At 54.8% G+C, this 13,099-nt stretch carries 10 protein-coding genes; 7 read left to right on the forward strand and 3 right to left on the reverse strand.

Annotated elements, in window-relative coordinates; genetic code table 11:
• Positions 1-92: 92 nt before the first annotated feature.
• The 6 genes from argH (at position 93) to HMPREF0576_RS02100 (ending at position 9,393) form a co-directional block, all read left to right on the forward strand.
• Positions 93-1,496 (forward strand): argininosuccinate lyase, encoded by a 1,404-nt coding sequence (gene argH, locus HMPREF0576_RS02075; protein ID WP_004010517.1) that lies wholly within the window; start codon positions 93-95, stop codon positions 1,494-1,496.
• A gap of 375 nt (positions 1,497-1,871) precedes the next feature.
• A complete protein-coding gene (locus HMPREF0576_RS02080; RefSeq protein ID WP_004008055.1) occupies positions 1,872-2,288 on the forward strand; it encodes a (deoxy)nucleoside triphosphate pyrophosphohydrolase in 417 nt (138 codons plus the stop codon).
• 211 nt (positions 2,289-2,499) lie between these two features.
• On the forward strand, positions 2,500-4,584 hold the full coding sequence (locus tag HMPREF0576_RS02085; protein WP_004010518.1) for an OPT family oligopeptide transporter: 2,085 nt from the start codon (positions 2,500-2,502) through the stop codon (positions 4,582-4,584).
• 91 nt (positions 4,585-4,675) lie between these two features.
• Positions 4,676-6,226 (forward strand): alanine/glycine:cation symporter family protein, encoded by a 1,551-nt coding sequence (locus HMPREF0576_RS02090; protein WP_004010519.1) that lies wholly within the window; start codon positions 4,676-4,678, stop codon positions 6,224-6,226.
• A 158-nt stretch (positions 6,227-6,384) separates the two neighbouring features.
• On the forward strand, positions 6,385-7,662 hold the full coding sequence (gene tyrS / locus HMPREF0576_RS02095; protein WP_004010520.1) for a tyrosine--tRNA ligase: 1,278 nt from the start codon (positions 6,385-6,387) through the stop codon (positions 7,660-7,662).
• 111 nt (positions 7,663-7,773) lie between these two features.
• Positions 7,774-9,393, forward strand: coding sequence for a succinic semialdehyde dehydrogenase (locus HMPREF0576_RS02100; RefSeq protein ID WP_004010521.1), 1,620 nt, complete (start codon positions 7,774-7,776; stop codon positions 9,391-9,393).
• 90 nt (positions 9,394-9,483) lie between these two features.
• Here HMPREF0576_RS02100 and HMPREF0576_RS02105 read toward each other — a convergent pair whose 3' ends face one another.
• From HMPREF0576_RS02105 to HMPREF0576_RS02115, 3 genes are read right to left on the reverse strand one after another with little or no spacing between them, the layout of a single operon-like run.
• Positions 9,484-10,125, reverse strand: a complete 642-nt coding sequence (locus HMPREF0576_RS02105) for a dihydrofolate reductase (RefSeq protein ID WP_004010522.1) — start codon at positions 10,123-10,125, stop codon at positions 9,484-9,486.
• 13 nt (positions 10,126-10,138) lie between these two features.
• Positions 10,139-10,939, reverse strand: coding sequence for a thymidylate synthase (locus HMPREF0576_RS02110; RefSeq protein ID WP_049776682.1), 801 nt, complete (start codon positions 10,937-10,939; stop codon positions 10,139-10,141).
• A gap of 54 nt (positions 10,940-10,993) precedes the next feature.
• On the reverse strand, positions 10,994-11,485 hold the full coding sequence (locus tag HMPREF0576_RS02115; protein ID WP_245527307.1) for a DUF2505 domain-containing protein: 492 nt from the start codon (positions 11,483-11,485) through the stop codon (positions 10,994-10,996).
• 84 nt (positions 11,486-11,569) lie between these two features.
• On the opposite strand from HMPREF0576_RS02115, the gene HMPREF0576_RS02120 reads away from it, so the two are divergent.
• A complete protein-coding gene (locus HMPREF0576_RS02120) occupies positions 11,570-13,036 on the forward strand; it encodes a sensor histidine kinase (protein WP_236585901.1) in 1,467 nt (488 codons plus the stop codon).
• Positions 13,037-13,099 lie beyond the last annotated feature (63 nt).

Here is a 13,099-nt window from a genome sequence, read left to right on the forward strand (position 1 = left end):
TCCGGGCTGTAGCCTCGTTTCAGTTCCCCGGCAGCCGAGCCACTCGGTTTGGCTGCCGGTGGTACTGTGGCGTTGAGAGAAAAGGAGTACACATGAGTGAAAAGTTAGCCCTGTGGGGTGGCAGATTCCAGGGCGGACCTGCCCAAGCGTTGACGGCGCTGTCGGTGTCTACCCAGTTTGATTGGCGCTTAGCTGACTACGACTTGCAGGGCTCTTTAGCTCACGCGCAGGCGCTACGGGCGGCAGGGCTGCTGACCGAGTCGGAATACACCGACTTGAGTGCCGCTCTGCGACGTCTGCGGGCAGACGTCGCTGACGGAACTTTCACGTATTCTCCCGATGACGAGGACGTTCATACCGCGCTGGAACGCGGATTGCTGCAAGAAAACTACGCCGGACCGGAACTGGGCGGAAAACTGCGGGCGGGACGCTCCCGCAATGACCAGATTGCCACCCTGGTGCGGATGTACCTGCGGGATGCCGCTGCCCACCTGCAGGGTCTGATTGCCGCGCTTTGCCGGGCGATTTTGTCTCAAGCTGACCGTGCCGGAACCCATATCATGCCCGGTCGCACGCATATGCAACACGCTCAGCCAGTGATGGTCGCACATCAGTTAATGGCTCACTTTTGGCCACAGCTGCGCAATTTGGAGCGTTTGCGGGACTGGGCAAAGCGTAACGATGCCTCTCCTTACGGAGGCGGAGCTTTGGCAGGCAATACGCTGGGGTTGGATCCGGAATTGGTCGCGCGTGAGCTGGGCTTTTCTCAGGTCTGTCCGAACTCGATTGATGCCACGGCTTCACGAGACGGGGTAGTGGAGTTTCTCTATGTCCTCACCCAGGTGGCGGTGGATATGTCGCGGTTGGCAGAAGAAATCATTATTTGGAATACTGCCGAGTTCGGCTACGTCACGTTGGATGATTCCTATTCGACCGGGTCCAGCATTATGCCCCAAAAGAAGAACCCGGATGTGGCTGAACTGGCACGCGGCAAAGCGGGGCGTCTGCTCGGTGACTTGACGGGTTTGCTGACTACGATGAAAGGCTTGCCGCTGGCTTACGACCGGGACCTGCAGGAAGACAAAGAACCGGTGTTTGACGCCATCGACACTCTGGAAGTTTTGTTGCCGGCGATGACCGGGATGGTGGACACCATGACCTTGCACTATGAACGTATGGAAACGCTGTCTACCGCAGGTTTCTCCCTGGCGACCGACGTGGCTGAATGGTTGGTGAAACGCGGTATGCCTTTCCGTCATGCCCACGAAGTCTCGGGAGCCTGTGTTGCCTTGGCAGAAGGGCGAGGAGTTGGGTTGGAGGACCTCAGCGATGCTGATTTCGCGGGGATTGACCCGCTGCTGACCCCAGAGGTTCGTGACGTCCTGACCGCTGCCGGATCGGTTCAAGGTCGCCGCGGCGTGGGGGGCACGGCTCCGGAGCGCGTCGCGGAACAGATTTCCGCAGCGCGCCAACAGCTGCAGGCGTTCCAGTACTAGCAAGCACCGTGATGGCAAAAGCCTCTCGGATGAATTTGGTGCACGAAATTTTGGTTGCACGTTAAGCGAAACAGGAACCAAATCTAGACAAATAGCAATAAATAGAGGACGAATGTATCCGCTCTTTATTGTGAGCGCCATCTGCGAGGAATGCATTTCACTCCTCAAAAAATCCCATCGCCACGCGTAAAGAACCTCGTGGCAGTTAAGCCTGCAATCCGGTGGACAAGGTCTGAAGTACGGGTTGAATATCGGTCAGGGTGGTCCCGGAGTCCTCCACAACGCCAAAATCCATAATCATAGAGTGACCCTACGAGCCCAGAACGCCCGGAACGGGGTTTCTTTCGGCAGCGCAAAGCGATTAGACTCGAAAGTGTGTTTCAGCCGATAGTGGTCGCAGCGGCGATTCTGGATGACCTCAGCCAACCAACGCAGGTGCTGGGGGCGCAACGCTCTTATCCCGAACAATGGCGGGGTTTCTATGAATTTCCCGGTGGTAAGACCGAACCCGGAGAAACTCCCGAACAGGCCCTGCGCCGGGAGTTGCGTGAAGAGCTGTCAGCGGAAATTATCGTGGGGGAGCGCTTGCAGGAAACCTGGCCTGCGCACGGAGGATTTCAGATGTTCGTGTACCTGTGCGCCCTTGCGCCGCACAGTACGCCCCAGGTTGGAGTAGCGCATTTGTCCCTGCATTGGGTAGACCTCAAACATTCCGAGAGCTTGCCCTGGCTGCCTGCTGATTATCCGATTCTGACCGCCATTGCGCGGCATTTCGGCATCGCACAGAACTAAGCACCTGGGGATTGCCCTCTGTATACCGCATTCGGAGGGTGCCGGAGCGACGCGAACTCACTCGGTTTCGAGGTTTACTGCACGAGGGCGTTGCGGTGATTTAGCGGGAAACGAGGTTTTCCCTTTTGCCAGGTAAAGCCACGATATTGGTACGTCAGGTTAGGTTAATGGTAGTTTAAAATCCGTATAAAAAGTTGTTAGCCCTGCTGGGTTGCAAAAATTGAAACGATTTACTAAAGAAGGCGAGAAATCCTTGTCCAATCAGCCTGCGGCCGCTGCGACAAATAATGCCGAAGCCCAGTCCGCTCACCCATATCGCGAGTTAACCTTCCGAGCCGTTATCATCGGCGGGTTAATCACTCTGATATTCACCGCTGCTAACGCTTATCTCGGATTGAAAGTTGGTCTGACCTTTGCCACTTCCATTCCGGCTGCGGTGATTTCCATGGCTATCCTGCGGTATTTTCATGACCACACGGTCGTGGAGAACAATATCGTCCAGACCATCGCGTCGGCAGCCGGCACGCTTTCAGCCATCATCTTTGTGGTGCCCGGTCTGGTTATGGTGGGATATTGGTCCGGCTTTCCCTACTGGGAGACCACAGCCGTGTGCATGGTCGGTGGCATTCTCGGCGTAATGTATTCAATTCCACTGCGTCGCGCTCTGGTGACGGGATCAGACCTGCCCTATCCGGAAGGTGTTGCGGCTGCAGAAGTGCTGAAAGTGGGGGATGAAAACGGCTCTGCCGAGGAAAATCGTCGTGGTCTGCTGGTGATTATCTGGGGTGGCTTAGCGTCTGCAGGAATGGCGCTGCTCACGGCGTTAAAAGCAACCGCGGGATCTTTGAGCGCGAACTTCCGGATTGGCGCCGGAGGCACCATGATTGGCGGTTCCCTGTCTTTGGCTTTGATGGGGGTGGGGCATCTGGTCGGTCCCGCAGTCGGCACCGCGATGCTGGTCGGTTTGCTGATTTCATACGGGATACTGCTGCCAGTCTTGACTCAAGGACAGATTGCGAATCAGGATCTCGGTGATGCGGTCAGCACGATTTTCGCCCATGACGTACGCATGATTGGGGCTGGAGCCATGGCGGTGGCGGCGGTGTGGACGCTGCTAAAGATTATCGGTCCCATCCTGAGGGGCATTGCAGACTCCTTAAAATCTTCAAAATTGCGTGAAACCGGTAGTCAGGTTCCGCTCACAGAACAGGACATTCCTTTCAAATACGTGGCTGCCATCACCTTGCTGTCCATGATTCCCATTGGCTTGCTGCTGTGGAATTTCCTCCGGAATTCGCCTATCTCGCATCACCTCGTGGCGTTGATTATGCTCAGCATTCTGTTTGTGCTGGTTTTGGGCTTGCTGATTGCCAGTATTTGCGGTTATATGGCAGGTCTGATTGGGGCCTCTAACTCTCCAATTTCTGGCGTGGGTATTATCGTGATTATTGCGGCCTCGCTGCTGATTCTGTTGGTGACCGGCAACACCAGCCAGACTCACCCCACCGAACTGACTGCCTATGCGTTGTTTACGACTGCAATCGTGTTCGGTATCGCTACCATCTCGAATGATAACCTGCAAGACTTAAAGACCGGTCAACTGGTGGGGGCTACCCCCTGGAAACAGCAGGTTGCCCTTATCGTCGGAGTTATTTTTGGTTCTCTGGTGATTCCTCCAGTCCTGCAGTTGTTGATGACCAGCTTTGGCTTCTCCGGGATGGAGGGGGTAGATGAGACTACCGCCCTGCAAGCCCCACAGGCGACTCTGCTGTCCACCATCGCTAAAGGGATTTTTGGTGGGGACATGAACTGGCAGCTGTTCGGTCTGGGAGCTTTGATTGGTGTTGGCGTCGTCATCGTTGATGAAATCATGGGTCGCGTCAGCCGGTTCAACCTGGCTCCGCTCGCCGTCGGCATGGGCATGTACCTCAACATTACGACCACTCTGGTCATTGCGTTGGGTGCTCTGGTGGGCTGGATTTACAACCGGTGGGCGCAACGTCAAGAAAAGGCTGAACAGTCCAAGCGCCTAGGCGTGTTGCTGGCGACCGGTCTAATTGTGGGTGACTCGCTGTTCGGCATCCTCAACGCCGGCATTATTGGAGCCACCAGTAACGCGAACGCCCTGGGGATAGTCCCCGATTCTTTTGCGCCAGTCGCAAAAGTTGTAGGAGTGGTTATTTTTGTAGGTCTGTTAGCGGTTAGCTATCGGTGGGTCATGAAGAAATCCGGCGAGTCTGCGCCGATGCCCGCCTCCGACATGACCAATGAAGAAACTACCGAAAGTCAAGCATAGAAAAGCTGGGACGTGAAGGTTTTTATTTCCACTCTATCGCCCCGCATAACCCAATTTATTGATATATAGCTGTAACCAGTTAGGAGAAAAAATGCTGCCATTTCCAGCAATAGTCCCGGTGAAGCCCGAGGAGCTTTCACCTTTCGAAAAATTTAATCAGCTTGTGGCCAATGCCCTTGGTACCGTCTACGGTATGAGCATTGGATACGTATTGATTGTCGTCCTGCTCGGTTTTGGAATCTACGCGACGATTCGTACCGGCGCCGTCCAGATCACCATGTTTTCTAAAATGTGGAAGACCGTGATGGGCTCCCGGAAAGGCTCTCATGGGGGCATCAGCTCTTTCCAGGCTTTCGCGGTGGGGTTGGCAGACCGTGTCGGCACCGGCAACATTGCCGGGGTAGCTATCGCGATTACCTTGGGTGGTGCCGGCTCCATCTTTTGGATGTGGATTGTGGCTCTGGTCGGGATGGCTAGTGCCTTCGTGGAGGCGACCTTAGCACAGATGTTCAAGGTCCGTAATCCTGATGGAACCTTCCGCGGTGGTCCGGCTTTCTACATTGAACGTGGACTGGGCTCGCGTGCCTGGGGTTCCGTATTTGCGGTATTGCTCATTTTCACTTACGCTTTCACCTTCCAGCTGATTCAAGCCAATACCCTGGCGGGCTTAGCGAAAGCGAACTTCGGAATGCCTACCTACGCCACCGGGCTGTTGCTGGTAGCCATCACCGCGCCTTTCTTTATTGCCGGGATTCGTTCAGTAGCGCGTATCGCTGAATACCTGGCTCCGCTGATGGCAGTCATTTACATGACCTTAGCGGTGATTGTTATCATCGAGAACATAGGTCAACTCGGTACAGTATTCGACATGATTATCCAGGGTGCATTCGGTGTGAATTCAGTAGCAGGCGGAACTTTAGGCGGTTTGTTTGCGGCTCTGATGAACGGCACGAAGCGTGGTCTGTACTCCAACGAAGCCGGTATGGGTTCCGCCCCGAACGCGGCTGCGACCGCTACCGTGTCTCACCCGGTTAAGCAAGGAATGATTCAGTCCCTCGGCGTATTCGTGGACACCATCTTGGTCTGCAGTGCGACCGCTTTCATTGTGTTGCTCGGAGGAGTCTACGACCCGAACGCGGCTGAACAGCCTTCTGACGGCGCGGCCCTCACGGTTGATTCGCTGGCTGCGTTGGGTCCCTGGACTAAACCGATTATCCTTATCGTCATCTTTATGTTCGTTTACTCGACTTTGCTGGGTAACTTCAGCTATTCCGAAGGCAACATTAAGTACCTGCTGGGCATTGAGAATAACGCGTGGATTGTCAAGGCGATTTCTATCATCGCGGTGTTCCTGGGCTCAGTGCTCTCCCTGGAGATGGTGTGGAACTTGGGCGACTGGACCGCGGCCCTGTTGGCCATCATGAACTTGGTGGCTTGCACCCTGCTGTTCAAGTGGGCTGTGGGCGCCCTCAAGGATTACCAGCACCAGCTCCAAACAAAGACAGAGGACGAAATCCAGTTCTGTTCCAGTGACAATGAGTTCCTCCCTGGCGAACTACCCACTGACGTTTGGACCAAAGAAGCAATCGCCCAAGGACGTAATATTTCCAGTGATCCGGCTTCTTGGGAACACGGAGATTAATCTGAATAACCAGTTGGTCCCAGGAACTGCGGTTCCTGGGACCAACTCTATCCCCGACCTGGTGTATTCCGTGAGGTAACGCAATGACCCGACCTTTTCGTATGAGCGTGGCAAACCCGGTAGCATAGAGGGGCGTGAAAACGTAACGACAAGAACTATTGAAGGAAGTAAACGTGAGCGATTTGATTGACAAACTGACTTGGCGAGGTCTGATAAAGCAACACACCGATATGGATGCGTTGCGACGGGCTTTGAGCGAAGGTCCGCTTACGTTTTATTGTGGTTTTGATCCGACTGCGGCATCGTTGCATCACGGACACCTGGTGCAGCTCATCATGATGCGCCATCTGCAACTGGCGGGACATCATCCCATCGCGCTGGTGGGGGGAGCGACCGGTTTGATTGGTGACCCGCGCATGACGGCGGAGCGTCAACTGCAGGACAAAGAAACCGTGGCGGGCTGGGCGGATCGCCTACAGTGTCAAATTGAGCGTTTCCTCGATTTTGAGGGCGGGAATCCGGCGCGGATGGTCAATAATCTGGAGTGGACCGCGCCGCTGTCCGCGATTGATTTGCTGAGGGACTTGGGTAAAAACTTCCGGATGGGCACGATGCTGGCTAAAGATGCGGTGGCGCGGCGGCTCAAGAGTGATGAAGGTATCTCATTCACAGAATTTTCTTACCAAATTCTGCAAGCTAATGATTACCTGCAGCTGTACCGGAAATACGGCGTCACTTTAGAGACGGGGGGCAACGATCAATGGGGCAACCTGGTCGGCGGCATGGATTTGATTCGTAAGATTGAAGGCAAAGATGTTCACGTCATGACCACTCCTTTGATTACCAAATCTGATGGCACCAAGTTTGGCAAATCCGAAGGCGGGGCGATTTGGCTTGATCCAGAAATGTTCAGCCCCTACGCCTTTTACCAGTTCTGGTTGAACACTGAGGACGCTGACGTGGTGAACCTGCTGAAAGTTTTTACTTTCCTGAGCCGCGGGGAAATCGAAGCGTTAGAAACCGAAACAAAGGAAAACCCAGGGAAACGCGCCGCGCAACGCGCTTTGGCTGAAGCTGTGACCACTCTGGTGCACGGGGCGGATCAGACCGAACGGGTCAAGGCAGCTTCGACAGCGCTGTTTGGTCGCGGTGACCTGCGTGAGGTAGACGGGAAAACCCTGGTAGCAGCCACCGTCGATTTGCCACGGACCCAAGTCGTGCTGGGACAGACCAATATTTTGCACCTCCTGGTGGACTCGGGGTTGGAAAAGGGCATCGGCGCGGCAAAACGTACTGTCGCCTCCGGAGGGGCTTACCTGAATAACGAAAAAGTTGAGGATGAAGGTCGGGTCATCACTGCTGAAGACGTGTTGCCGGGTGGGGTCGTTTTGTTCCGAAAGGGTAAACGGCAGCTCGGCGTGGCTGTTACAGAATGAGGACAACGGGGTATTTCCCCAAATGTTGTTCATCAATCGTAGGTAGGTATTTTGTCCTAAAATGGATGCATATCCCAACGATGTGATACCGAACTGTCAAAGGAGACTGTGATGTCCGATACGGAAACTGAAACGATTTATCCTTCTGCTTCAGCCGAAGCTCAAGCGCGTCAGATGCAGCAACGCTGTGAGGCTTCCTTTCGTCACTTGGTGTCAGACCTCGAAAGGGCAGTGGGGCTGCCGGAAGGTCGTCCGTTACGGACTGTAAAATCACCGTTCACCGGCATGGATACTTTGGGAGTTCCGCAGGCTACTCTGGCTGACCTGGATCAAGCCATTGTGCGTGCTCGCGCTGCGGGACGACGCTGGGGCAAGGCGCCGGCTGCCACCAGGGCTCGTTTTTTGTACAAACTTCATGACTTGCTGTGGGAGTATTCTGACGAAATTCTCGATGTGATTCAGTGGGAAACCGGCAAATCCCGCTACCATGCCTATGACGAGATTCAAGATATTGCCCTGAATTGTCGCTACTACGCCCGCATACTTTCTCGCGCGGTTCGTGAGGAGCGGCGTCGCGGGGCTTTTCCCGGCGTGACTCGCACTTTTGTGATGTATGAGCCCAAGGGTGTCGTAGGCGTGATTGCACCCTGGAACTACCCGCTGTCGATGGGGATTACGGATGCTATCGCGGCTCTCGCGGCTGGCAATGCCATCGTCACGAAGCCGGACTCTAACACTCCTTTGTCCGTGGTGATCGGGAAAGTTCTCATGATGAAAGCTGGGCTGGATCCAGATTTGTTTATCTTGGTGCCCGGACGCGGCTCTGAGCTCGGAACTCCACTCATCCAGCAGGTCGACTTCATGATGTTTACCGGTTCTACTGCTACCGGTCGAGTTATTGCCAAGCAATCGGGTGAAAACCTGATTGGGGTTTCGGCTGAGCTGGGCGGCAAGAATCCGATGATAGTGCTGGAGGACGCGCGGGTGGACGATGCGGTGGCGGGTCTGGTGCGCTCCGCTTATGCCAACACCGGTCAGCTGTGCGTTTCGATTGAGCGTCTCTACGTGCAAGACTCGATCTACGATGAATTCAAAGCCAAGCTCATTAAACGTATCAATGATATGAAAGTGGCGGTTTCCTTCGATTGGGAGACTGACATGGGGGTCCTGATTTCCGAGCATCATCTCGAAACGATTGATACTCAGGTGCAAGATGCCCTGGGCAAGGGCGCGGTCGCTCTGACTGGCGGTCATGCCTTGCCTGAAATCAGCTACACCGCCTATGCTCCCACGCTTTTGGAGGGCGTCGAAGAGGGGATGACCCTGTTCAATCATGAGACTTTTGGTCCCGTGGTGTCTCTGTATCGTTTCCACACGGATGAACAGGCTATCGCCCTGGCTAACGACACGAATTATGGCTTGAACGCCTCGGTTTGGGGTCAACCTTCTCACGCCGTGGCGGTGGCGCGCCGGATTGAAGCGGGCACAGTGAATGTTAACGAAGGATTCACCGCAGCCTGGGGTTCCACCGATGCGCCGATGGGGGGCTGGAAAGATTCTGGCTTGGGGCGTCGCCACGGTATAGAGGGCATCCGAAAGTACATGGAATCACGCACCATCGCGGTGCAAAACCGTGCGGTTCCCATTGCTCCGATTATGGGTCTGAGCCAGGAACAATACGTTAAGGTCTTAAAATTCGCCTTGAAAGCTATGCGGCGGCTGCATCTCTAGGGGCGCATTTCCTCTTCACGGCGGTCTTGAAATCGTGCCGAAGTAACATTCGGTGTGACTGGACCCGCCGTCCTTTGCACAACTCAAGCTCTAGCGAGGTATGTAATACCGGACTCGCCAGGCGGCATCCCCAGATTTCGGGCGCCAGTTTTCATCCGAACGGGTCAGGTCCAGTTGCCAACGAACGGGGTCAATCACCGGGGCATAAGCCACCGTGCTCATTGGCGGCACCATAGCGGTCATGTCCAATTGGGTGACTACCAGCAAATCTGCCAGTCCCAACTCCATGACTTCACGATAAACTTTGGCTCCTCCGGTAATCCACACTTGGGGGGTGCGGGCGCAAAGCTCCAACGCTTCCTCGAGGCTGTGCGCTATCTCGACGTCGGGAGCGGTGAATTCACGTGACCCGGTAAGCACGATATTGCGCCGACCGGGCAGAGCCTGACCCAGGGAGAGAAACGAGGCTCGTCCCATGATGATAGGACTGCCCATAGTCGTGTCTTTGAAGTGTTTAAAATCTGCGGGGACGTGCCACAGCATCTTGCCACCAGCACCCAGGACCTGTGCTTTGTCCTCTGCCCAAATCATTCCCAGCACACCGATACCATGTCCAGCACGAGAACTCGCCGAGACATCCTCCGGAATAGGTGTTGAATCAGGAGAGATTGGGGGAATCCAGCCACAGGGATTAGAGACAGGATGATTTGTATCAGGATTCAAGACGACCATGCTGCCTCTCTTATCAGACCGCTACGGGAGCGGAAATTTTGGGGTGGTGTTGATAATTCGCCAGACGAATCATGTCAAAAGTGTAGCCGTCAATAGACTCGGCTTTATCTAGTTCCAATATGGGGAAGGGGTACGGCTCACGAGACAGCTGCAGGGAGACTTGATCCACGTGGTTGGAATAGATGTGGCAATCACCGCCGGTCCACACCAGTTCACCGACCTGCAGATTGGACTGTTGAGCCAGCATGTGGGTCAGTAGGGCATAGGAGGCGATATTGAAAGGCACCCCGAGGAACATATCTGCCGAACGCTGGTAAATCTGCAGGGAGAGACGACCTTGTCCGACCCAGCATTGAAAGAAAGCGTGACAGGGAGCCAGTGCCATCTGGTCTAAGTCGGAAACATTCCAAGCTGACACCAACATGCGCCGGGATGACGGGTCATTTTGCAGGGTCTCCAGCAGCTTTTTCACCTGATCCACCGGACCGGCAGCGGTAGGCCAGGCGCGCCACTGATGCCCGTATATTGGACCCAAATCACCGGATTCGTCTGCCCACTCGTCCCAGATATGAATGTTGTTCTCCTGAAGCCAGCGGTTATTGGTCCCTCCCTGCAAGAACCACAGCAATTCGCCGACCACACCGTGCCAGTACAAGCTTTTGGTGGTGATGGCAGGAAATCCCTGCGAGAGGTCATAGCGTAGCTGGCGCCCAAAAATTGAGCGAGTTCCCGTCCCGGTACGGTCGGGTTTTTCCACGCCGTGAGACATAATGTCGGCTAGCAAGTCCTCGTATTGGTGGTCGGTGATGGTCATATTTCCCCTCTTAAACATGCTGGAAATGGTATAAAACCACTGTATCAGGGACCCCTAAAGCAAAAATTCGTCAGCTTTGGCAGTCTCTTTGGTGAAAGCATTTTGAATGGTCTTTATCACGGCGCGCTCTACCCCCGCCGCAAAGAAAGGAATCGCGCAGGTCACTTCGCCCTCCAGCGTAATTTCGGTGTCGGACTGTGGAATCGACCCAGAATTGGCCACCATCGTGGCGGAAAATTTTACGGGGACGCCCGCCATCGAGCCACTCATGGTGCCGTTCTCGACCCATCCGGGCTGATTCAAGTCCCAGACTTCCACCACTTTCAAGTTCAGCCCGGAATTGAGCTTATTCGCCAGCTGTTCGAGGTTCTCAGCAGAAACTGACACGGTGGAAGATACTCGGATGCGGTTTTCAGTCAGACTCAAGTCGACTTGGGCGCAATCATCCAATGCTGCCCAGCGTTTCTTGTAGTATTCCGGATTTTTTAACATCTCGGTGACTTGGGCGCGAGATCCGGAATAAACCAGGGTCTGGGTGAATTTCATGTCGAGGCTCTCCTGAAGTTTCAATTACCTTTATATTCTAAATGCAGGTTGCCCAAAACACAGCCCAACGCATACCCTGAGAGGGTGTCGACATTTAAACGCTCTTTGAGGGAACCCCCATTCCAGGAATTGTCCGCAGATGCAGTAGAACAGCTCTATCGTTTGGTGTCGGATTGGCAGATTATTTCTGACCTTTCCCAAGCAGATTTACTGCTGTGGCTGCCCAATCGTTACGATGGTATGTCTTGCGCGGCACACTGCCGTCCCGCCACCGGTCCCACCGTCCACCTGGATGACGTCATTGGGCTGAACCTGCCTGCCACTCGTCTCTCGCTGCTGGAACAGGTCTTGATAAAAGGGGAGATTATTGAAAACCCCGTACACCGTTGGACCGGGATGAACACGGTATCAGAAGTGCTGGTGCCCGTGCCTTTTGACGGACGAAACATTGGAGTCCTGGCGATTGAAACCAATCTGGCTTTCCAAGTCGGTGAGATTGGTGGCGAGGGATGGTTTAAAGCGGTTTCTCGAACCCTCTTAAAGATGGTGGCAGCTGGGGACTTTCCTTTCGAGGTCACCCCGACCACCGGCAAGCACGGCAATCCCCGCGTGGCTGACGGGGCGCTGATGCTCGATGGTGAGGGCGTGGTGGAACATTGCTCGCCGAACGGGATTTCTGCTTTCAAACGGCTCGGTTTTTATAACCAGCTTTATGGCGAGAAGCTCAGCGACTCCGTCCTGCCGCTGCTGGAAAAGGGCAGCGTTATCGATGAGGATTTGTCAACAGTGCTGCGAGGACGGTCTTCCGCTCTAGCTGAGATTGACGTGCGTGGAGTGGATTTGACCGTTCGTTCGCTGCCACTGGTCGAGGAGGGGGAGCGGATTGGAGCCCTGCTGCTGTGTCGCGATGTGACGGAAAAACGTCATCGGGAAAAGGAACTGCTGAGCAAAGACGCTACCATCCGTGAAGTGCATCACCGGGTCAAAAATAATCTCCAAACGGTCAGTGCTCTGCTGCGTCTGCAAGCTCGCCGTTCGGATAACTCGGTAGTTCAAGAGGCGCTATCGCAGGCGGAACGGCGAATTTCGATTATTGCAATGGTTCACGAGGCGCTGTCGCATACAGTTGATGAGACTGTGTCGTTTGATGACACGTTCCGCAGGCTGTTAGCTCTGGTAGCGACGGCAGCATCATCTGACCACTTTGTGGAGACACGTTTCGTGGGTAGCTTTGGGACGCTGGGTGCGGATGCGGCCTCCGCCTTGGGGCTGGTGCTTACCGAGCTGGTAACCAATGCGATTGAACACGGTTTGGAAGATCGCGATGGGGTGGTTGAGGTCGAGGCGCACCGGGACGACACGAACGAAACTTTAGTGGTGACAGTCACCGACGACGGGCACGGTCTGACAGGCAATTCGGTAGGTTCGGGCTTGGGTACCCAAATCGTCCAAACCTTAGTGAAAACTGAGCTGGTCGGAACCGTGCAATGGGAGAACCGAGAGCCGCCCGCGACTGGCACGATTGTGCGCCTTACCGCTACCAAGCTGTGAACTGGCAGTTTTTGTTCGTGCGTTGAGACGGGTAAAAAACCATGGTGGTGAGCAACCTAATGC

It is taken from the genome of Mobiluncus holmesii ATCC 35242 (assembly GCF_000185445.1).
GTDB classification, from domain to species: domain Bacteria; phylum Actinomycetota; class Actinomycetes; order Actinomycetales; family Actinomycetaceae; genus Mobiluncus; species Mobiluncus curtisii.

What these genes read in the sequence shown, in the direction of transcription:
- argH (WP_004010517.1), top strand. Translation starts at nt 93, where the DNA reads ATGAGTGAAAAGTTAGCCCTGTGGGGTGGCAGATTCCAGGGCGGACCT.
- HMPREF0576_RS02090 (WP_004010519.1), top strand. Translation starts at nt 4,676, where the DNA reads ATGCTGCCATTTCCAGCAATAGTCCCGGTGAAGCCCGAGGAGCTTTCA.
- HMPREF0576_RS02100 (WP_004010521.1), top strand. Translation starts at nt 7,774, where the DNA reads ATGTCCGATACGGAAACTGAAACGATTTATCCTTCTGCTTCAGCCGAA.
- HMPREF0576_RS02105 (WP_004010522.1), bottom strand. Translation starts at nt 10,125, where the DNA reads ATGGTCGTCTTGAATCCTGATACAAATCATCCTGTCTCTAATCCCTGT.
- HMPREF0576_RS02110 (WP_049776682.1), bottom strand. Translation starts at nt 10,939, where the DNA reads ATGACCATCACCGACCACCAATACGAGGACTTGCTAGCCGACATTATG.
- HMPREF0576_RS02115 (WP_245527307.1), bottom strand. Translation starts at nt 11,485, where the DNA reads ATGAAATTCACCCAGACCCTGGTTTATTCCGGATCTCGCGCCCAAGTC.